Below are 21,684 nucleotides of genomic sequence, written 5' to 3' on the forward strand. Positions count from 1 at the left end.
TTACTTTTTATCTGCAGCGATACGGTCGCGAATATGCTGTGCGCGTTCGGCTGAAGGCGGGTGTGAATCAAACAGAGATTTACTATGACCGGCGTCAAGGCTAGCCAGTTTGTCGAAGCTTCCCACCAGGCCCTGAGTATTGATATTACGCTTCTTCAGCAGATCGTAGGAGAAATCATCAGCATCAGACTCCTGAGAGCGAGAGAACGCTGAGTTGATCATCCCTTCACTGATATCGCCCAACTGGGATTTAGACAAACTTGCAGCCGCGCCTCCGGTTGCTGAAATCGCATCACGCGCGGCAACGGTCGCATAAGCAGTCTGCATTGCTTTACGCGAGTGACCCAGCGCGACGTGGCCCAATTCATGACCCAGAACCGCTTCGACTTCATTATCCGTCATCATGTCCATCAGGCCGCTATAAACGCGCACGCAGCCGTTAGCCATTGCCCATGCGTTCACATCTGAAGTCATGTAAACCTTATAGTTTACTGACGTACCGTTGATATTATTTCCTAACGCTTTGGCTATTTTATTGAGACGTTTAGTGTATTTACTTGAAGCGCCAGCCTGCTTATTTTCACTATCCATTTGCTTACAGGCATCGTCGGAAAGCGCTTTGACTTCGGAGTCAGATAGCGTTGCCGCTTTGTAGGCCGTCATCCCTGAACTGACCAGGGCGTTGGTATCCATACCTTGCATATTTTTACAACCTACCAACAATGTGGCGGAAATCGCTAAAGCCAGCATTACTTTTGTATTTTTCATATCAATCATCCATTGATTAGCATATTAAATGCTTATAAATCCTATATTTACAAGCAAGCAAGGCTAACACTTAGTTTCTTCGCCGACAAGCATGCATAAAAAAACGCCGACTTTCCGGTCGGCGTTTTTATTTAAATTCGCAAAATTCAGGCCAGCGTACTAATTCGCGCCAACTGTTCAAAGTAATCAGGGAAAGTTTTCGCCGTACACTTCGGATCAAGAATGGTGACCGGCGTATCCGAAAGCGCCACCAGCGAGAAACACATCGCCATGCGGTGATCGTTATAGGTGCCGATTTCAGCGAATTTCAGCGTCGCAGGCGGTGTAATGCGGATATAGTCTTCACCCTCTTCCACTTCCGCGCCAACCTTACGCAGCTCGGTCGCCATCGCAAACAAACGGTCGGTCTCTTTCACCCGCCAGTTGTAAATGTTGCGCAGCACCGTGGTGCCTTTCGCGAACAGCGCCGCCGTGGCGATGGTCATCGCGGCATCCGGAATATGGTTCATATCCATATCGATAGCATTCAGCTCACCACGGGTACAGGAGATGAAATCGTCGCCCCAGGTAACAGTGGCGCCCATTTTTTCCAGCACGTCGGCAAAACGAATGTCGCCCTGCACGCTATGACGGCCAATACCGGTCACTTTCACCGTGCCGCCCTTGATTGCGCCCGCCGCGAGGAAATAAGAGGCTGAGGAAGCATCGCCTTCCACCAGATAATCCCCCGGCGACTGATACTGTTGGTTGCCGCGGACCACAAAGCGTTGGTAGTTCTGGTTTTCAACATCAACGCCGAAGGTTTTCATCAGATGCAGCGTGATATCGATATAAGGTTTAGACACCAGTTCACCTTTAATGGCGATCGTCGTGTCCTGCGGCGCCAGCGGCGCAGTCATCAATAAAGCGGTCAGGAACTGACTGGAAACGCTGCCGTCGACCTCAACCTGGCCGCCGCTGAAACCGCCGCGCAGACGCAGAGGCGGATAGTTTTCCTGCTCCAGATATTCAATCTGCGCGCCGCCCTGGCGTAACGCATCAACCAGGTGACCAATCGGCCGCTCTTTCATCCGCGGCTCGCCGGTCAGCACGATGTCGTTGCGTCCCAGACACAGCGCCGCGGCCAACGGGCGCATCGCCGTACCGGCGTTACCGAGGAACAGCTCCAGCGCGCCGCCAGACTGTAACGGACCGCCGTTGCCAGTCACTTCACAGCGGGTACGATCGGCGGACAGGGTGTAATGAACCCCCAGGGCGTTAAGCGCATTCAGCATGTGGCGAATATCATCGCTGTCCAGCAAATTGGTCAGCACGGTGGTGCCGTGGGCTAATGCCGCCAGCAGCAAAGCGCGGTTAGAAACACTTTTCGACCCGGGCAGGTTTACGGTGCCATCAACGCGCGCAATGGGTTGTAACGTCAGGGATTCCATGAAACTTAACTCTCAAAAAAACAGAATAAAAACCCCGCAGACAGGCTGCGGGGATGAAAAAATAATCCGTCGATTAGCCGCGACGGCGTTCGAAGTCCTGCATGAAGTCAGTCAGCGCCTTCACGCCAGCCAGCGGCATCGCATTGTAGATAGAGGCGCGCATACCGCCAACCACCCGGTGGCCTTTCAGCGCGTGCAGACCCGCGGCGAAGGACTCCTCAAGGAACAGTTTATCCAACGCGCTATCCGCCAGCTGGAATGGAACGTTCATGCGTGAACGGTTCAAAGCCGCAACGTCGTTACGGTAGAAATCGCTGTTATCAATCACGCCATACAGCAGGTCAGCCTTCTGCTGGTTGATTTTGTCCATTGCGGCCACGCCGCCCTGCTCTTTCAGCCACTTGAACACCAGTCCCGCCAGATACCAGGCAAAGGTCGGCGGCGTGTTGAACATCGAGTCGTTATCGTTCAGCACGGTGTAATCGAGGATCGATGGGCAGGCAACGTGCGCTTTACCCAGCAGATCTTCACGTACGATAACCAGCGTTAAACCCGCTGGACCGATATTTTTCTGCGCGCCAGCGTAGATAACGCCGTAACGGCTGACGTCAATGTCATGCGAGAGAATGGTGGAGGAGAAATCCGCCGTCACGACAACGTCATCGCCAAAATTCGGCGTTTCATTGATGGCGATACCATCGATGGTTTCATTCGGGCAGAAGTGCAGATATGCCGCGCCCGGCGTCAGCTGCCATTCGCTCATTGGTTTGACCGCCCGCAGGCCGTCGAGGGTAATTTTGGCGTCGATAACGTTCGGCGTGCAGTATTTTTTGGCTTCTTTAACCGCGCTGGCTGCCCAGTAACCGGCATCCACATAATCTGCTGTCGTCTTGTCGCCAAGCAGGTTTAACGGAATTCCGGCAAACTGGCCGCGACCGCCACCATGGCAGAACAATACTTTATAGTTGGAAGGGATGTTGAGCAGATCGCGGAAATCCTGTTCTGCCGTTTCAGCCACCTGGATAAACTCTTTACCACGGTGACTGATTTCCATTACCGACGTCCCCAGACCGTGCCAGTCACACAGTTCCTGTTGCGCCAGTTTGAGAACTTCTGCCGGCAGCATTGCCGGGCCCGAACTAAAGTTATAGACCTGAGCCATTTCCCCTCACCACGTTGCTATATTGTCTGCACGCGACCCATCGCGGGCATAAGTTATTCCTGTGGCTATCGGTTTTATCATTCAGTGACACACACCGCAACGAGTAAAACTAAGTGGCCCCGAAATGAGGCCACCGTCACACAAAAGAATCTACCAGCTTGACGTCATAAAACCGACATAATCGCTGTCGGGGGATCGCTTTCAATCGCCTTTCCGTTGTCCATTCTGCATTTGGCGTTTCTCCCCATCCCATTTGGTCCCCTATTCTTTTTCTCGGTCGTCGCGGCTAACGACATAGCCACATACGGGCAAAACCCGTATCATTGACCATCCTGCCAACCATAAACGAATTGCTATGACCCAGACATTTATCCCCGGCAAAGATGCCGCCCTGGAAGACTCCATCGCTCGCTTCCAGCAGAAACTGCTCGACCTCGGATTTGATATCGAAGAGGCCTCGTGGCTGAACCCGGTGCCGCACGTATGGTCCGTTCATATTCGCGATAAAGAGTGCGCGCTGTGCTTTACCAACGGTAAAGGCGCCACCAAAAAGGCAGCCCTGGCCTCCGCGCTGGGTGAGTACTTCGAACGTCTGTCCACCAACTACTTCTTCGCCGACTTCTGGTTAGGTGACACGATCGCGAACGGTCCGTTCGTTCACTACCCGAACGAAAAGTGGTTCCCACTCACTGAAGACGATGAAGTACCGGAAGGTTTGCTGGATGCCCGTCTGCGCGCTTTTTACGATCCAGACGATCAGTTGACCGCCAGCATGTTGGTGGATCTGCAGTCCGGCAATGACGAACGCGGCGTATGCGGTCTGCCGTTTACCCGTCAGTCCGACGGCGAAACCGTCTATATCCCGATGAATATTGTCGGCAACCTGTATGTCTCTAACGGTATGTCTGCCGGTAATACCCCGAATGAAGCGCGCGTGCAGGGCTTGTCTGAAGTTTTCGAGCGTCATATCAAAAACCGTATCATCGCAGAAAGCATCAGTCTGCCGGAGATCCCGGCCGAGGTGATGGCGCGCTATCCGGGCGTCGTTGAGTCGATCGCCAAACTCGAAGCCGAAGGTTTCCCTATCTTCGCTTACGACGGTTCGCTGGGCGGTAAATACCCGGTTATCTGCGTGGTTCTGTTTAACCCGGCTAACGGCACCTGCTTCGCCTCTTTTGGCGCCCACCCGGACTTCGGCGTGGCGCTGGAGCGCACGGTTACCGAGCTACTGCAGGGCCGCAGCCTGAAAGATCTCGATGTCTTTACGCCGCCGACCTTCGATGATGAAGAAGTCGCCGAACACGCCAACCTGGAAACTCATTTCATCGATTCCAGCGGCCTGATCTCCTGGGATATGTTCAAGCAGGATGCCGACTACCCGTTCGTTGACTGGAATTTCTCCGGCACCACCGAAGAAGAGTTCGCCACCTTGATGGCCATCTTCAAAGCCGAAGACAAAGAAGTCTACATCGCCGACTACGAACATCTGAGCGTCTACGCCTGTCGTATCATCGTTCCGGGCATGTCGGATATCTATCCAGCGGAAGACCTGTGGCTGGCCAACAACAGCATGGGCGCGCATCTGCGCGACACCATTCTGTCTCTGCCGGGTAGTGAGTGGGAAAAAGAAGATTATCTGGCGCTCATTGAGCAGATGGACGACGAAGGTCTTGATGACTTTACCCGCGTACGCGAGCTGTTAGGTCTGGCGACCGGCAAAGATAATGGCTGGTATACCCTGCGCATCGGCGAACTAAAAGCGATGCTGGCATTGGCCGGTGGCGATCTGGAACAGGCGCTGATCTGGACCGAGTGGACCATGGAATTCAATGCGTCCATCTTCAGTCCAGAGCGCGCCAACTACTATCGCTGCCTGCAAACGCTGCTGCTGTTGAGCCAGGAAGAAGAGCGCCAGCCTCTGCAATATCTGAATGCCTTTATCCGCATGTACGGCGTGGAAGCGGTGGAAGCCGCCAGTGCCGCCCTGAGCGGCGAAGCGCCGTTCTACGGCCTCCAGGCGGTAGATAGCGACCTGCGCGCCTTCCCGGCCCATCAGTCATTACTGAAAGCCTACGAAAAGCTCCAGCGTGCGAAAGCTGCTTTCTGGGCCAGCTAACCCATTAGGGGTAAATTGCGTTGTTTACGGAGCCCTCTGCGGCTCCGTTTTCTTAATTTGTGCCGAAATGACGAGAATCTGTAGGTGTAAAGTTAATCATAAGTAAAATCCAATCTTTGGTAATTTTTAGATTGTTAATTTTAATAAAAATACTCCATTTTAATTAACTGTAATCAATGCTCACCGAAGGAAATTTTCAACATAATTTGCAAATATTAAAAATTATTTTCTCATTAAAAAACAAACAGATACAGTTATTTTAATCTAATTCCATACGCAAAATGGGCCTATGACTCCGGCCGGATATGATCTACATCAATTTCCCTTCTATAATGCTTTGTTAGTATCACACCGCCAACTTATATAAAGAGAGAGTTAGTGTGAAAGCTGACAACCCTTTTGATCTTTTACTCCCTGCCGCGATGGCGAAAGTCGCCGAAGAAGCAGGTGTCTATAAAGCGACGAAGCACCCGATGAAGACCTTTTATCTGGCGATTACCGCTGGCGTCTTTATCTCCATCGCTTTTGTATTCTATATCACGGCGACCACCGGTACTGCCGCAATGCCATTCGGTATTGCCAAGCTGATTGGCGGGGTATGCTTCTCACTAGGTCTGATTCTTTGCATCATTTGCGGCGCCGACCTGTTCACCTCTACCGTACTGATCGTCGTGGCGAAAGCCAGCGGGCGCATTACCTGGGGTCAACTGGCAAAAAACTGGCTTAACGTCTATGTTGGAAACCTGATAGGCGCGCTGCTGTTTGTACTGTTGATGTGGTTATCTGGCGAATATATGACTGCTAACGGCGGATGGGGCCTGAATGTTCTGCAAACAGCCGATCACAAAATGCACCATACATTCATTGAAGCCGTAAGCCTGGGTATCCTGGCTAACCTGATGGTTTGTCTGGCCGTCTGGATGAGCTACTCCGGCCGCAGCCTGATGGATAAAGCGATGATTATGGTGTTGCCGGTAGCGATGTTTGTCGCCAGCGGCTTTGAACACAGTATCGCTAACATGTTTATGATCCCAATGGGTATCGTAATTCGCAACTTTGCGAGCCCGGAATTCTGGACCGCTATCGGTTCAACTCCGGAGAGTTTCTCTCACTTAACCATTATGAATTTCATCACTGATAACCTGATTCCGGTCACTATCGGAAACATCATCGGCGGTGGTCTGTTGGTTGGGTTGACGTACTGGGTCATTTACCTGCGTGGCGACGACCATCATTAATGGTTGTCTCAGGCAGTAAATAAAAAATCCACTTAAGAAGGTAGGTGTTACATGTCCGAGCTTAATGAAAAGTTAGCCACAGCCTGGGAAGGTTTCGCGAAAGGTGACTGGCAGAACGAAGTCAACGTCCGTGACTTTATCCAGAAAAACTACACCCCGTATGAAGGTGACGAGTCCTTCCTGGCTGGCGCAACCGACGCGACCACCAAGCTGTGGGACAGCGTAATGGAAGGTGTTAAACAGGAAAACCGCACTCACGCGCCTGTTGATTTCGACACCTCCCTCGCATCCACCATCACTTCTCACGACGCGGGCTACATCGAGAAAGCGCTCGAGAAAATCGTTGGTCTGCAAACTGAAGCTCCGCTGAAACGTGCGATTATCCCGTTCGGCGGTATCAAAATGGTTGAAGGTTCCTGCAAAGCGTACAATCGCGAACTGGACCCGATGCTGAAAAAAATCTTCACTGATTACCGTAAAACTCACAACCAGGGTGTGTTTGATGTTTACACCAAAGACATCCTGAACTGCCGTAAATCCGGCGTGCTGACCGGTCTACCAGATGCCTACGGCCGTGGCCGTATCATCGGTGACTACCGTCGCGTTGCGCTGTACGGTATCGACTTCCTGATGAAAGATAAATACGCTCAGTTCCAGTCTCTGCAGGCGAAACTGGAAAGCGGCGAAGATCTGGAAGCGACTATCCGTCTGCGTGAAGAAATTTCTGAACAGCATCGCGCTCTGGGTCAGATCAAAGAAATGGCAGCAAAATACGGCTGCGATATCTCCGGTCCGGCAACTACCGCTCAGGAAGCTATCCAGTGGACCTACTTCGGTTACCTGGCTGCCGTTAAATCTCAGAACGGCGCGGCAATGTCCTTCGGTCGTACTTCCAGCTTCCTGGATATTTACATCGAACGTGACCTGCAGGCTGGCAAAATCACCGAGCAAGAAGCGCAGGAAATGGTTGACCACCTGGTCATGAAACTGCGTATGGTTCGCTTCCTGCGTACCCCGGAATATGATGAGCTGTTCTCCGGCGACCCGATTTGGGCAACAGAATCTATCGGCGGTATGGGCGTTGATGGCCGTACTCTGGTCACCAAAAACAGCTTCCGCTTCCTGAACACCCTGTACACCATGGGGCCGTCTCCGGAGCCGAACATCACTATCCTGTGGTCTGAAAAACTGCCGCTGAGCTTCAAGAAATTCGCCGCTAAAGTGTCCATCGATACCTCTTCTCTGCAGTACGAGAACGATGACCTGATGCGTCCGGACTTCAACAACGACGACTACGCTATCGCATGCTGCGTCAGCCCGATGATCGTTGGTAAACAAATGCAGTTCTTCGGCGCTCGCGCTAACCTCGCGAAAACCATGCTGTATGCAATCAACGGCGGCGTTGATGAAAAACTGAAAATGCAGGTTGGTCCGAAATCTGAACCGATCAAAGGCGACGTCCTGAACTTCGACGAAGTGATGGACCGCATGGATCACTTCATGGACTGGCTGGCTAAACAGTACGTCACCGCGCTGAACATCATTCACTACATGCACGACAAGTACAGCTACGAAGCCTCTCTGATGGCGCTGCACGACCGTGACGTTATCCGCACCATGGCGTGTGGTATCGCAGGCCTGTCCGTTGCTGCTGACTCCCTGTCTGCCATCAAATATGCGAAAGTTAAACCGATTCGTGACGAAGACGGCCTGGCTGTCGACTTCGAAATCGAAGGCGAATACCCGCAGTTTGGTAACAACGATGCTCGCGTCGATGACATGGCCGTTGACCTGGTTGAACGTTTCATGAAGAAAATTCAGAAACTGCACACCTACCGCAACGCTATCCCGACTCAGTCTGTTCTGACCATCACCTCTAACGTTGTGTATGGTAAGAAAACCGGTAACACCCCAGATGGTCGTCGCGCTGGCGCGCCGTTCGGACCAGGTGCTAACCCGATGCACGGCCGCGATCAGAAAGGTGCTGTCGCCTCTCTGACCTCCGTTGCTAAACTGCCGTTTGCTTACGCTAAAGATGGTATCTCTTACACCTTCTCTATCGTTCCGAACGCACTGGGTAAAGACGACGAAGTTCGTAAGACTAACCTGGCGGGTCTGATGGATGGTTACTTCCACCACGAAGCGTCCATTGAAGGTGGTCAGCATCTGAACGTGAACGTCATGAACCGCGAAATGCTGCTCGATGCGATGGAAAACCCGGAAAAATATCCGCAGCTGACCATCCGCGTATCCGGCTACGCCGTACGTTTTAACTCCCTGACGAAAGAACAGCAGCAGGACGTTATTACCCGTACCTTTACTCAGACCATGTAATTCCCAGTCTGACTGAAAAAGCGTACAATAAAGGCCCCACATCAGTGGGGCCTTTTTAACACGTGATTCCCTGCCCAGCCTGCTTTGCCAGTTATCTATACTTTGGGTACCTGTCAAAACAGACTTAACACAGCCGGTTTGAGCTGTGCATCACAGGCCCTGGAGGGCCGAACCCGGAGATATCACCGCAATGTCAACTATTGGTCGTATTCACTCCTTTGAATCCTGTGGCACCGTTGATGGCCCAGGCATCCGCTTTATTACCTTTTTCCAGGGCTGCCTGATGCGCTGCCTGTACTGCCATAACCGCGATACCTGGGATACTCACGGTGGTAAAGAAGTTACCGTGGAAGAATTGATGAAAGAAGTGGTGACCTATCGCCACTTTATGAATGCCTCTGGCGGCGGCGTTACCGCTTCCGGCGGTGAGGCGATTCTGCAAGCAGAGTTTGTTCGCGACTGGTTCCGCGCCTGTAAAAAAGAAGGTATCCACACCTGTCTGGATACCAACGGCTTCGTGCGTCGCTATGATCCGGTTATTGACGAACTGCTGGAAGTCACCGATCTGGTGATGCTTGACCTCAAACAGATGAACGATGAGATCCACCAGAATCTGGTGGGCGTCTCAAACCATCGGACGCTGGAATTCGCCCAGTATCTGTCGAAGAAAGAGATTAATGTATGGATCCGCTACGTGGTGGTTCCCGGCTGGTCTGACGATGATGATTCCGCGCATCGCCTTGGCGAGTTTACCCGCGATATGGGCAACGTCGAGAAAATCGAACTCCTGCCCTACCATGAACTGGGTAAACACAAGTGGGTGGCGATGGGCGAAGAGTACAAGCTGGATGGCGTCCATCCGCCGAAGAAAGAGACCATGGAACGCGTGAAGGGCATTCTGGAACAGTACGGTCACAAGGTGATGTACTAATTTCCCCACCCGGTAGCGGTAGCGCTACCGGGTTTTTGCCAATATATGATGAGCATCAGGACATAAAGTATTCCGACAGCTTATTTGCCACGCTTTCAATCGAGAAAATCCGCTTCTGATGCGCTTTACGATATTCCGCATAGCGTTCATCCTGCTCTTCCAGCGCGCTGAGGATCCGGTCGGCCACCATCATGGCGCCGGCGATTTCCGCAAATCCTGACTCCCCCTCCCCCTGTAAAGCCACCGCCGCCTGAAGATTCCAGTCAGATAAGCGGGCTAACGGCGCGAACGTCCCCCGTGTCAGCGACAATATTTTCACCCCCTGCTGCTTTGCCAGGGACAGGGACTGCATCATATCCGCCGATGCCTGTTCAGTATGCACGACGATAATGCCGGTTTTTTGGTTATCCGCCAGCAACGGCATCGCCGCCGGATAAGAGCGATCGACAAAGCTGGCCGCCTTGCCCATATTAATTAAATTCATCTGCAGGAATAACGCCACCGGCACCGCCGTGCCTACAGCATAGATAGCAATACTATTCAGGGTATTAAGCCAGTCAGCCGCCGCTTTTAATTCCTGGTTATCAACAATGGCATTGCTATCTCGGATGCTCGCCAGCACCGGGGCAATCTCTTCATTACCATGGGTACTATTGTCTTCCGAGCGCGCAGCGCCCTGCTCCATCGCCAGCGCAGTCCTGAAATCCGAGAAACCTTTAAAACCGAAAGCCCGACAAAAACGGGTGATACTCCCCTCACTGGTGTCAATGGAGTCGGCCAGTTCTGAAATCGTGTGACGCATCACAAAGTCAGGATTTTCCGTAATAAAACGGCCAACTTTCTCCAGTATCGGGCTTAGCCCCGAAGCTCCATTTCTTATGCTTATCAACAAGTTGTTGTCTATCTGGCTCATGTTTTGCCTTATTTGCTCAAAATGCAAACACAGTCACATCTTTCGTCCTGCGGTAAAGATAATAATTATTATCTCACATAAATAAATAAAAATAATTATTTTTACAAACAGGAGAACATCGAATGAAAGGTCTCATAGTCTGTCGCACCGGTATGGGCAGCTCCTTAATGCTCAAAATCAAAGCACAAAAAATCATCGACAAACACGGCTGGGATATCGAGTTGGAACACGATGTCCTCTCGGGTCTGCGGACCTGGCGAGACATTGATTTTGTCATCACTATGCGCGATCTCACCGATGAAGTCGAAGCCGCCGGATTCAGAGCCGTCGGCATCACCGATCTGATGAATAGCGAAGAGATGGAATCTGCGCTCACTGACATCGTTCAAAGCAACTAACCTCTCCCGGAGGCAATATGGATTTCCTCAGATTTATTGTATTCGACATTCTGGGTGTAACCCCACTTTTAGTTGGCTTTATTGCATTAATCGGCCTGTTAATCCAACGCAAGCCGATTGAAAAGGTGCTCTCTGGTACCTTCAAAACCATCGTCGGCTTTCTGGTTTTTGCCGGTGGCGCCGGTCTGGCGGTCACCTCTCTGGGCAATTTTCAGACGCTATTCAGCGATGGCTTTGGTCTGAAGGGGGTGATGCCGTTGGCAGAAGCGCTAACCGGGCTGGCGCAAACCAAATTCGCGATGTGCGTTTCGCTGATTATGGTGATTGGTTTTGGCTGGAACCTGTTCTTTGCCCGCGTCACTCCTTTTAAATACATCTTTCTTACCGGGCAACATAACCTCTATCTCTCCGCTCTGCTTACCGTAACGCTGAAGGCGCTGGGCTATAGCGATATGACAACGATCATCGTCGGCTCCGTGTTATTGGGCCTGGCCGCCTGCCTCTACCCGGCCATTGCGCAGCCGTGGATGCGAAAAATTACCGGTAACGATGAGATCGCGATGGGGCACTACGTCACTCTGGCCTACGCCGCATCCGGCTGGATCGGCTCAAAAGTTGGCGATCCTAAACAATCAACGGAAAAACTGAATCTACCCGGCTGGCTGGGGATTTTTAAAGATTACATCGTCTCGGTATCTATCTCGGTGAGTATTTTCTATTACATCGCCGCGCTTGCCGCTGGAAAGGCAGCGGTAACCGCAGCGGCTGGCGGTATGCACTGGCTGGTTTATCCGCTCTTTCAGTCGCTGACCTTTACCGCTTCTCTGTACATCATCATTACCGGCGTGCGCCTGCTGCTGTCAGAAATTGTTCCGGCCTTCCTCGGCATCTCGGAGAAGTTTATTCCTAATGCCAAACCCGCGCTCGACTGCCCGGTCGTCTTCCCTTATGCCCCCACCGCCACGGTGCTGGGGTTTATCTCATCGTTCGTAGGCGGACTGGTGGTAATGGGCTTTCTGGCGATCCTTGGGCAAACCGTCATTATCCCGGTAGCCATTCCCTACTTCTTTATCGGCGCTACCGCTGCAGTATTTGGTAATGCCTCCGGCGGCTGGAAAGGTGCAATTGCCGGGAGTTTCATCACCGGGATCCTGATAGGTATCGGCCCTGCGCTGATTTATCCAATTATGGAATCCGTCGGTCTGTCAGGCACCAGTTTCCCGGAAACCGACTTCGTCGCTCTGGGTCTGGTCGTGTACTACATCGGTAAAATGCTGCCATAAGAAGGAATGAACATGAACATTGATGAACTAAAGTCCCACGCGCTTGCCGCCCGACGCGAGATAGTCACCATGATTTACGAGTCCGGAATTGGTCATCCGGGCGGAGCGTTATCGATAATCGACATTCTTACCTGGCTCTACTATCAGGAGATCGACCTGGCAGCGGCCCCTCGCTCGCGAGTTGTAATGAGTAAGGGCCACGCCGTCGCCGCACAGTACGCCATGCTCTATCAACAAGGAAAGATCGATCGCAACGAGTTCAATACCTTCCGGCAGATCAACTCGCGCCTGCAGGGACACCCAAGCATTAAGTCACTGCCGGACGTCGATGCCACGACCGGTCTGCTGGGTCAGGGGCTGTCGATTGCTTTTGGTATGGCGGCCGCCAAAAAACGGCACAACGATCCGCATCGGGTCTTTGCCATCATTGGCGATGGTGAAATGCATGAGGGTCAGATCTGGGAAACGTTGCAGCAGGCCGGGCATATGAAAATGGATAACCTGGTCGCCATCATCGATTACAACGGTTTCTCTTCTCACGATCCGGTCAATGCAGTAGTTAACCTCGAACCGCTGGCGGACAAAATCCGCTGCTTTGGTTGGCACGTTCTGGAGCTGCACAACGGCAATGATATGCATCAGGTGGCCGATACTTTGATGTTATCCCGCCACCTGAAAGGCAAGCCTGTCGCTATCGTGGCGCATACCACCAAAGGCTCCGGCGTCAGCTACATGGAAAACAACGGCGACTGGCACTCAAAAACCCCAAGCAAAGAACAATATCAGCAGGCAATGGAGGAGTTACAGTGATGAAAGCACCCCGCGATGAAATTGGTAATGCCCTGATTGCCCTGAAAGAAAAAGGCTACCCGGTGGTTGCCATCGACAGCGACTTAGCCAGCTCCACGCGTACCGATCAGTTTCAGGCAATCTACCCGGAGGCCTTTTTCGAAATGGGCATTGCGGAAGGCTCCGCGATGAGTTTTGCGGTCGGCCAGGCGCTGGAAGGCTTTATGCCCTTCTATGTCAACTTTGCGATGTTCGTAACCGGAACCGCCTGGACCCAGCTGCGGCAGGCATGCTACGCCAAAGCCAACATTAAACTCGTTGGTAGCCATCCGGGTATGGATGATGGCCCGGACGGCGCTTCACACCATGCTCTGGAAGATTTAGCTCTGACCCGCGTGCTTCCTGGATTAACCGTCCTGACCCCGGCAGATGCGGAAGAAATTGCCGAGGCTTTTGAGCAGGCAGCCAAAATAAAGGGGCCCGTTTACATTCGCGTCGCGCGCGAGCCGATGCCGGTTCGCGATAAAAGCGTCATCCCGCGGGTCAGCGATATCGCCGCTATCGCCGACAGCGGCAATGATTTTGCGATTTTATTTGAAGGTACAGTACTGGAGCAGGCCACAGACGGCTACGAAAAGCTGGTTGCCAGCGGCAAAAAGGGCAAGCTTATTCACGTTGCCACTCTCAAACCCTTTAACCAGCAGGAATTTTATCGACTGGTCGAAGGCTGCCCGCTTATCGCCACGCTTGAAAATCACACGGTAAACGGCGGCCTCGGAGGACTGATTGCTGAAACCATGGCGCAAGCGGCGCATCCTGCCCGCCTCACGCGGTTGGGAACACAGGACACTTTTACTGAATCAGGTAATAGCAGGCAACTAAAAGCGAAATACGGCATCTCGGGCGAAGCATTGTTTAACGCGCTTCAATAACCATTATACGAACCGGTCGCTCTGGCGATCGGCTCGCGCATAAAGGGATCTATATGGAAAATGCGTTATTTTCTGCCTGCCAGTTCACCCGAAGTCATCTGAACTGGCGCTGCGCCGTTCAGCTCGCCTGTCGTCCTCTCGAACAGCAAGGAAAAATCACCGAAAGTTATGCCCAGGCAATTATCAACGCCACGGATCTGGATGGTCCCTGGTACATATTGAGCCCGGCATTTGCACTACCGCACGCCCGTCCGGAAGAAGGTGTCCTGAGCAGAAACAGCGCGCTTTCGCTGCTTTGCTGCGGTGAACCCGTTGATTTTCCCGGCCATCCCGGTGTGCGGCTGATAGTCATACTGGCGGCGGCTGATAGCGAACAGCATATTCAGACAATCCAGCGGTTAGTCTGCTGGCTGGATGAGGAGGACAGGCTACAGAGATTCACCTCGATTCAAAATCAGGCTCAGTTTGAAGCGCTTATTGCTTCTCATTAATAACCGAGGGAGATATTCCCTCGGTTATTCTTTAAGAAAATCAGGCGTGCGCCACCGGCGTCGGGTGATGACCAGCTTTGCGCAGCAGAGTCAACAGATAGATAAACGATACGCTGGCTATCATGATAAACAGCAGATTGTCAGAGAAGTTCTGCATCAGCATCGCCGTCAGGGTCGGCCCCAGCAGGCTGCCGATGGTATAGCTCATCAGCAGCGCCTGGTTCATCGCCACCAACTGATGATGTTCAACTTTCTCGCAGGCCCAGGCCATCGCTACCGGATACAGCGTGAAGCCCGACGCGCCGAGCACGAAAAGCGCTGGCGCCATCGCCGCCTGGCTGAGCATCGCCAGACAACCCAGTATCACGATGAAAACCTGAACACGCAGAACCAACAGACGACCATAGCGGTCAGCGAGGCGACCGACCGGCCACTGTCCGAGGATCCCGGCGCTAACCATCACTGCCATCCAGAAACCGATACCAGAATCGCTAACGCCCTGGTGGTTCAACCACAGCGGCATCAGGCCGTACAACGAGCCCAGCACAATCCCGGAGATAATACAGCCATTAACGCCATGGCGCGCCTGACGCAGCTTAAGCATCGGCCAGATACGCACGGTTTCATGCGATTCATTAGCCTGACTCATGATACGCGTAAACAGCAGCGGCAGGATCGCCGCTAGCGCCAGACCGGTGACCCAGGGCAGCACGCTCATTAAATCAGTCGGTAGTTTGCTGACCATCAGCTGGCCCAGTACGGTACCAACGTAATACACCATCATATAGGCCGCCAGCAGGCGACCCCGGCTGCGCGAAGTCCCGCTGCACACCAGCGCGCTTTCTACCACCACCCAAATCATCGCGCAACCGACACCAGCGATAAAACGCCAGCTCAGCCACGTCCAGAAACCGATGGTAATACCGAGCCCAACACAGCCGACGGCGAAAATTAATGACGCCAGATAGTAGCTACGGTTAAACCCCAGACGTTTAATGATCCAACCGGCAAATAACGTCCCCACCAGGTTACCGCTGAAATAGGAGGAACCGACCATCCCGACCTGCCAGGTCGGCATATTTTCATGGGCGAGCCAAAGCGGGACAAGCGTATTTAAAACCGCGATTGCCAGCGTCAACAGAAGCAGGCCACAGAGCAACATTTGCACTGGCCGAGTGTAGATGGTCATGGGTATAAACCGTGAGGAAGTTCAGATTTCGTGCGCATCATGCCACTGCTGTAAACATTGTCAATCCACCTGGAATCAGGCCTGACGCGGTTTTCAGGGCAACGATAGAAGTTTTTTATCCAGCGGAGCGGTAACGGAATTATTCTTTATATTATTCCATTGTTTTTATTAATTTATTAGAAAACGATGGCGGGAATATCAGTAGAAAAATTTCATGAATCGACAGCATTTTTTAATCACGCCGGAATACCCTTCCGGCGTGATAAAATCTTATTAACTGGCGATAGCCATACCTACGGTCATATGTAGACCGTAGAATACGCCACGACCAATCATTTCTCCGACCAGCACCAGGATAAACGCCAGCCCCAGTAACGGCAGCGCGGGTTGATAACCTTTAAGCTGCGGTGCAATCCAACAGACTAGCGCCAGCACCAGTGCAACCACACGCCAGGCCATTAAAGAACCGTAATCCGGCACCAGCGCCGAAGCCTGTTGAATCGAACTATGGATCGTCGCCAGTTCACTACCCTGAATAAGCGCAACAGTCACACTGACCGTCAGCGCCACTAGCATCACCACCGGTAGTAAACGCATTGCCCAGCCTTCGACACCGGCGATGCGCAGCAGCAAGCTACCCAGCAACGGCCCGCCGATAAACAGAGTCAGGAAGAAGTTAAGCGGCGTCCAGATGGTGTACCAGGTGGGTACGGTATCAATGGTGTTATAAACGCGCACCATCATCCAGACGAAAATGACGCCAAGGATCATCGTCGCCACCAGCCACAGGTTACGCAAACCAGACGGCAGCTTGTTCACCGCCGCTAGCAGCCAGCCAATCCCGCCGACGGCGAAGAAGATCGCCCCACTGGCGATTTCATTACTTAACGATGAAGCGCCGACGCGGTTCAGCGAGTTAAACGCACGCATCGGCGAACCAAGGTGCATGGTCGAGGCGATAAACCCGATTCCCATCAGCACCCACAGGCCGAACATGCTCATAATCACCCGCTGTTGCTGCTCACGCGAAAGATTACCTTTCATTAACGCCAGCGCCAGAACGATAAAACCGCCAGCGACGCATTGCCCAAAGACCGTGAAGATCATCAACGGCCATTCATGCCATCCATTTCCCATTTTAGACCTCCTTCGGATTAGCCAGATAGCCGGTGGTATCGCCGCACGGGCGGCTGTTGGCGTTAGGTTTAATGACGATGCTCGGCTTCGTGAAGCGCGCCGACGGCAACGGCGCGACGGCGGCCAGTTGGCCATGTTTTTCACGCAGTTCGGCAATCGGCCCGAAGTCCAGCGCGCGTAGCGGGCAGGATTCGACGCAGACAGGTTTCTTGCCTTCCGCCACGCGCTCGTGGCACCCATCGCACTTGGTCATGTGACCTTTGGCGGCGTTGTACTGCGGCGCGCCGTACGGGCAGGCCATATGGCAGTAGCGGCAACCAATGCAGACCTCTTCGTTGACCACCACAAAACCGTCTTCGCGCTTGTGCATCGCCCCGCTCGGACAGACTTTGGTACAGGCCGGGTCTTCGCAATGGTTGCAGGCGATGGAGAGGTAATAGGCAAAAACGTTCTGGTTCCAGACGCCGTTGTCCTCCTGCCAGTCCCCGCCGGCATATTCATAAATGCGGCGGAAGCTGACGTCCGGCGTCAGGTTCTTGTAGTCTTTACAGGCCAGCTCGCAGGTTTTGCAACCGGTGCAACGGGCGGAATCGATAAAAAATCCATATTGAGTTGTCATCGGTTACTCCTTACAGCTTTTCAACCTGGACCAGGTTGGTATGCGATGGGTTGCCTTTCGCCAGCGGCGATGGACGTTGGGTCGTCAGCACGTTAATGCTGCCCGCTTGATCCACCCGCGATGCATCCGGGTTATACCAGGCCCCCTCGCCCAGCGCGACGACGCCCGGCATCATGCGCGGCGTCACTTTCGCTTCGATATGGACTTCGCCACGGTCGTTAAAGATACGAATGCGGTCGCCGTTAGCGATACCGCGTTTCTGCGCATCGATCGGGTTAATCCACATTTCCTGACGGCAGGCAGCCTTAAGAACATCCACGTTGCCGTAGGTCGAGTGAACGCGCGCCTTGTAGTGGAAACCGGTCAATTGCAGCGGATACTTCGCGGCCAACGGATCGTTGTAGTTTTCAAAGCCAGGGGTGTAGATCGGCAACGGATCGATCACATCGCCTTCCGGCAACTCCCAGGTAGCGGCGATTTTCGCCAACTCCTGCGAGTAGATTTCGATCTTACCCGATGGGGTAGTCAACGGGTTGGCCTGCGGATCGTCACGGAAGGCCTTGTACGCCACATGATGCCCTTCCGGGTCGCGCTGCTTGTAAATCCCCTGCTTGCGGAAGGTATCAAAATCCGGGAGGTCGGGAATCGCTTTGCGCGACTGTTCATGCAGGTAGCGCATCCAACCTTCCTGAGTACGGCCTTCGGTAAACTTCTCCGCCACGCCAAGGCGTTTCGCCAGTTCACTGGTCATCTCATAGATGGTTTTGCACTCGAAACGCGGTTTGATAGCCTGATCGGTAAAGATGACGTAGGACATGTTGCCGCAGGAGGCATCCAGCGCGAAATCCATCTGCTCGGAGGCGGTGCAATCCGGTAGCAGAATATCGGCATATTTCGCTGACGAGGTCATATGGCAGTCGATCACCACGATCATTTCGCACTTCTTGTCATCCTGCAGGATTTCGTGCGTGCGGTTGATCTCGGAGTGCTGGTTAATCAGGCAGTTACCAGCATAGTTCCAGATCATTTTGATCGGCACGTCGAGTTTATCTTTGCCGCGTACGCCATCGCGTAGCGCAGTCATTTCCGGGCCGCGCTCAATCGCATCGGTCCACATAAACATCGAGATGCTAGTCTCTACCGGGTTTTCCAGCGTCGGCATACGTTCGAAAGGCAGGTCATAGGAGCCTTCACGCGCGCCGCTGTTACCACCATTGATCCCAACGTTACCGGTCAGAATGGCCAACATAGAGATAGCGCGGGTAGCGATTTCACCGTTAGCGTGACGCTGCGGACCCCAGCCCTGGCTGATATAGGCCGGTTTCGCCGTCGCTATCTCACGCGCTAGTTTCACGATGCGCTCACGCGGAATCCCGGTAATGGTGGATGCCCATTCCGGCGTTTTAGCAATACCGTCGGAGCCTTGTCCAAGAATGTAAGCCTTGTAGTGGCCATTGGCTGGAGCATCGGCGGGCAAGGTTTTCTCGTCGTATCCTACGCAGTATTTATCGAGGAACGGTTGATCAACCAGATTTTCAGTAATCATGACCCACGCCAGCGCTGAAATCAGTGCCGCGTCGGTTCCTGGACGGATCGGGATCCATTCATCTTCGCGCCCGGCGCCGGTATCGGTATAGCGCGGATCGACGATAATCATGCGGGCGTTGGATTTCTGCCGCGCCTGCTCAAGGTAATAAGTCACCCCGCCACCGCTCATGCGCGTTTCGCCAGGGTTATTGCCGAACAGCACCACCAGTTGGCTATTTTCAATATCCGATGGGCTGTTGCCATCCGCCCAACCACCGTAGGTGTAGTTCAGGCCCGCGGCAATCTGCGCGGACGAGTAGTCGCCGTAATGGTTAAGATAACCGCCGCAGCAGTTCATCAGGCGGGCGATCAGGGTTTTTCCCGGTGGCCAGGAGCGGGTCATGGTGCCGCCGAGGGTGCCGGTGCCGTAGTTCAGATAAATAGATTCGTTACCGTAATCTTTAATCAGGCGCTGCATATTGCTGGCGATGATGTCAAACGCCTCATCCCAGCTGATTTGCTCGAATTTACCTTCGCCGCGTTTGCCAACGCGCTTCATCGGGTATTTCAGGCGGTCAGGGTTATAGACCCGGCGGCGCATTGAACGGCCTCGCAGGCAGGCGCGAACCTGATGCAGACCATCGTAGTTATCATCACCGGTATTATCCGTTTCTACGTATTTAATCGTGCCATCAACCACATGCATACGCAGCGGGCAGCGGCTGCCGCAGTTGACGGTACATGCGCTCCAGACAACCTTTTCGCTTATCGGCGCCAGCGTATCAGCGGCATGCGCAATACGCGTAAAGGGTAAAGTAAATGCGTTGCTGGCCATCGCCAGGCCGCCAATCGCCGTGGTTTTCATTAAACCACGTCGGCTTACTTCGGCAGCCAGTAAAGCATCGGGGGCTTTGATTTTCATGGATACTCGCTTTGGTTGCTCACAATAAACTGACAACCGTTATATAGTTATATATATAACGAATTTAAACTTTATTGGTTTTTTATGCTGATTTAATCCAAAGGGAGTATCACCGGATTCACTGAATGGATTATTGCCCGGTATCAATAAGGGTGTAAAAAAAGCGCCCGTAGGCGCTTTTAAAGAAGGGGGAGAAAAGATTAACCGATGTATTCAAGACCGCGCATATACGGGCGCAGTACTTCCGGGATCTCAATACGGCCATCGGCCTGCTGATAGTTTTCCATCAGGGCCACCAGCGTACGACCAACCGCCAGACCAGAACCGTTCAGAGTATGAACGAGACGGGTTTTCTTATCGGACTTGCTGCGGCAGCGAGCCTGCATACGACGCGCCTGGAAATCCCAGACGTTGGAGCAGGAAGAGATCTCGCGATAGGTATCCTGCGCCGGAACCCACACTTCCAGATCATAGGTTTTACAGGCGCTGAAGCCCATATCACCAGTACACAGCGCCACCTTACGATACGGCAGACCCAGCAACTGCAGGACTTTCTCCGCATGGCCGGTCATCTCTTCCAGCGCCGCCATGGAATCTTCCGGGCGTACGATCTGAACCATTTCAACTTTATCGAACTGGTGCATACGGATCAGACCACGGGTATCACGACCATAAGAACCGGCTTCAGAACGGAAGCACGGCGTATGAGCGGTCATTTTGATCGGCAGATCGTCTTCGTCGATGATTTCGTCGCGAACCAGGTTGGTCAGCGGCACTTCCGCCGTCGGGATCAACGCGTAGTTGCTGCTGTCGGCTTCTTCTTCCAACGGACGAGTATGGAACAAATCGCCGGCGAATTTCGGCAGCTGTCCGGTACCATACAGCGTATCCTGGTTCACCAGATACGGAACATAGTTTTCACTATAGCCATGCTGTTCGGTGTGCAGGTCGAGCATGAACTGCGCCAGCGCGCGATGCAGACGGGCCAGTTGACCTTTCATCACCACGAAACGGGAGCCCGTCAGCTTAACCGCGGCGGCAAAATCCAGCCCCCCATGCATTTCACCCAGAGTCACATGGTCGCGCACGTCGAAATCGAACTGGCGCGGCGTCCCCCAGCGGCTGACTTCAACGTTGTCGTTTTCGTCACGGCCAACCGGCACGTCATCATGCGGAATGTTTGGGATAGCCAGCGCGATATCGCGGATTTCCGCCAGCAGCGCTTCCAGCTCAGACTTCGCGGCATCCAGCTGTTCACCAAGTTTGTTCACTTCCAGGCGTAATGGCTCGATATCTTCCCCGCGCGCTTTCGCCTGGCCAATGGATTTCGATCGGGAGTTACGCTCCGCCTGCAGGTTTTCGGTTTGTACCTGCAGAACTTTACGACGCTCTTCAAGAGCGCACAGTTTATCTACATCCAGCTTAAAGCCCCGGCGTGCCAGTTTTTCTGCGACTGCGTCTGGCTCGGTACGCAGCAGATTGGGATCGAGCATGCTTATCCTGTG

18 protein-coding genes are annotated in these 21,684 nt (G+C 53.2%); 9 read left to right on the forward strand and 9 right to left on the reverse strand.

Annotated elements, in window-relative coordinates:
* The 3 genes from PYR66_15430 to serC all read right to left on the reverse strand — a co-directional run bounded on the left by PYR66_15430 (position 1) and on the right by serC (position 3,360).
* Positions 1 to 768, reverse strand: coding sequence for a M48 family metallopeptidase (locus tag PYR66_15430; protein ID WEF26700.1), 768 nt, complete (start codon positions 766 to 768; stop codon positions 1 to 3).
* A gap of 146 nt (positions 769 to 914) precedes the next feature.
* Positions 915 to 2,198, reverse strand: coding sequence for a 3-phosphoshikimate 1-carboxyvinyltransferase (gene aroA / locus PYR66_15435; GenBank protein WEF26701.1), 1,284 nt, complete (start codon positions 2,196 to 2,198; stop codon positions 915 to 917).
* Between the two features lie 73 nt (positions 2,199 to 2,271).
* Positions 2,272 to 3,360: a 3-phosphoserine/phosphohydroxythreonine transaminase gene (gene serC, locus PYR66_15440; GenBank protein WEF26702.1), complete on the reverse strand. Its 1,089-nt coding sequence runs from the start codon at positions 3,358 to 3,360 to the stop codon at positions 2,272 to 2,274.
* Between the two features lie 355 nt (positions 3,361 to 3,715).
* On the opposite strand from serC, the gene ycaO reads away from it, so the two are divergent.
* The 4 genes from ycaO (at position 3,716) to pflA (ending at position 9,979) form a co-directional block, all read left to right on the forward strand.
* Complete coding sequence (gene ycaO / locus PYR66_15445) at positions 3,716 to 5,476, forward strand: 30S ribosomal protein S12 methylthiotransferase accessory factor YcaO (protein WEF26703.1); 1,761 nt, start codon at positions 3,716 to 3,718, stop codon at positions 5,474 to 5,476.
* Positions 5,477 to 5,856: 380 nt separating this feature from the next.
* Positions 5,857 to 6,714 carry a formate transporter FocA gene (gene focA, locus PYR66_15450; protein ID WEF26704.1) on the forward strand — a complete coding sequence of 286 codons (858 nt, stop codon included), beginning with the start codon at positions 5,857 to 5,859 and terminating at the stop codon, positions 6,712 to 6,714.
* 51 nt (positions 6,715 to 6,765) lie between these two features.
* Positions 6,766 to 9,048 (forward strand): formate C-acetyltransferase, encoded by a 2,283-nt coding sequence (gene pflB, locus PYR66_15455; protein WEF26705.1) that lies wholly within the window; start codon positions 6,766 to 6,768, stop codon positions 9,046 to 9,048.
* A gap of 190 nt (positions 9,049 to 9,238) precedes the next feature.
* Complete coding sequence (gene pflA, locus PYR66_15460) at positions 9,239 to 9,979, forward strand: pyruvate formate lyase 1-activating protein (protein ID WEF26706.1); 741 nt, start codon at positions 9,239 to 9,241, stop codon at positions 9,977 to 9,979.
* Positions 9,980 to 10,034: 55 nt separating this feature from the next.
* Here pflA and PYR66_15465 read toward each other — a convergent pair whose 3' ends face one another.
* Positions 10,035 to 10,892 (reverse strand): MurR/RpiR family transcriptional regulator, encoded by an 858-nt coding sequence (locus PYR66_15465; protein WEF26707.1) that lies wholly within the window; start codon positions 10,890 to 10,892, stop codon positions 10,035 to 10,037.
* A 122-nt stretch (positions 10,893 to 11,014) separates the two neighbouring features.
* On the opposite strand from PYR66_15465, the gene PYR66_15470 reads away from it, so the two are divergent.
* The 5 genes from PYR66_15470 to PYR66_15490 are packed head-to-tail and all read left to right on the forward strand — an operon-like array spanning position 11,015 to position 14,785.
* Entirely contained in the window at positions 11,015 to 11,290 is a 276-nt protein-coding gene (locus tag PYR66_15470) for a PTS sugar transporter subunit IIB (protein ID WEF26708.1), read from the forward strand.
* A gap of 17 nt (positions 11,291 to 11,307) precedes the next feature.
* Positions 11,308 to 12,573, forward strand: a complete 1,266-nt coding sequence (locus PYR66_15475; GenBank protein WEF26709.1) for a PTS transporter subunit IIC — start codon at positions 11,308 to 11,310, stop codon at positions 12,571 to 12,573.
* Between the two features lie 12 nt (positions 12,574 to 12,585).
* Positions 12,586 to 13,383: a transketolase gene (locus PYR66_15480; GenBank protein ID WEF26710.1), complete on the forward strand. Its 798-nt coding sequence runs from the start codon at positions 12,586 to 12,588 to the stop codon at positions 13,381 to 13,383.
* On the forward strand, positions 13,383 to 14,294 hold the full coding sequence (locus PYR66_15485) for a transketolase C-terminal domain-containing protein (GenBank protein ID WEF26711.1): 912 nt from the start codon (positions 13,383 to 13,385) through the stop codon (positions 14,292 to 14,294). Before PYR66_15480 ends, PYR66_15485 begins: the two co-directional genes overlap by 1 nt.
* A 53-nt stretch (positions 14,295 to 14,347) precedes the next feature.
* Entirely contained in the window at positions 14,348 to 14,785 is a 438-nt protein-coding gene (locus PYR66_15490; GenBank protein ID WEF26712.1) for a PTS sugar transporter subunit IIA, read from the forward strand.
* Between the two features lie 40 nt (positions 14,786 to 14,825).
* Here the strand turns inward: PYR66_15490 and PYR66_15495 are convergent, their stop codons facing one another.
* The 5 genes from PYR66_15495 to serS form a co-directional block, all read right to left on the reverse strand.
* On the reverse strand, positions 14,826 to 15,974 hold the full coding sequence (locus PYR66_15495; GenBank protein ID WEF26713.1) for an MFS transporter: 1,149 nt from the start codon (positions 15,972 to 15,974) through the stop codon (positions 14,826 to 14,828).
* A 273-nt stretch (positions 15,975 to 16,247) separates the two neighbouring features.
* Positions 16,248 to 17,111 carry a dimethyl sulfoxide reductase anchor subunit gene (locus tag PYR66_15500; protein ID WEF26714.1) on the reverse strand — a complete coding sequence of 288 codons (864 nt, stop codon included), beginning with the start codon at positions 17,109 to 17,111 and terminating at the stop codon, positions 16,248 to 16,250.
* Position 17,112: 1 nt separating this feature from the next.
* Entirely contained in the window at positions 17,113 to 17,730 is a 618-nt protein-coding gene (gene dmsB / locus PYR66_15505) for a dimethylsulfoxide reductase subunit B (protein ID WEF26715.1), read from the reverse strand.
* Positions 17,731 to 17,740: 10 nt separating this feature from the next.
* Complete coding sequence (gene dmsA, locus PYR66_15510) at positions 17,741 to 20,179, reverse strand: dimethylsulfoxide reductase subunit A (protein WEF26716.1); 2,439 nt, start codon at positions 20,177 to 20,179, stop codon at positions 17,741 to 17,743.
* Positions 20,180 to 20,379: 200 nt separating this feature from the next.
* A complete protein-coding gene (gene serS / locus PYR66_15515) occupies positions 20,380 to 21,672 on the reverse strand; it encodes a serine--tRNA ligase (protein ID WEF26717.1) in 1,293 nt (430 codons plus the stop codon).
* Positions 21,673 to 21,684: the final 12 nt, after the last annotated feature.

The organism is Klebsiella aerogenes (assembly GCA_029027985.1).
Taxonomy (GTDB): Bacteria; Pseudomonadota; Gammaproteobacteria; order Enterobacterales; family Enterobacteriaceae; genus Klebsiella; species Klebsiella aerogenes_A.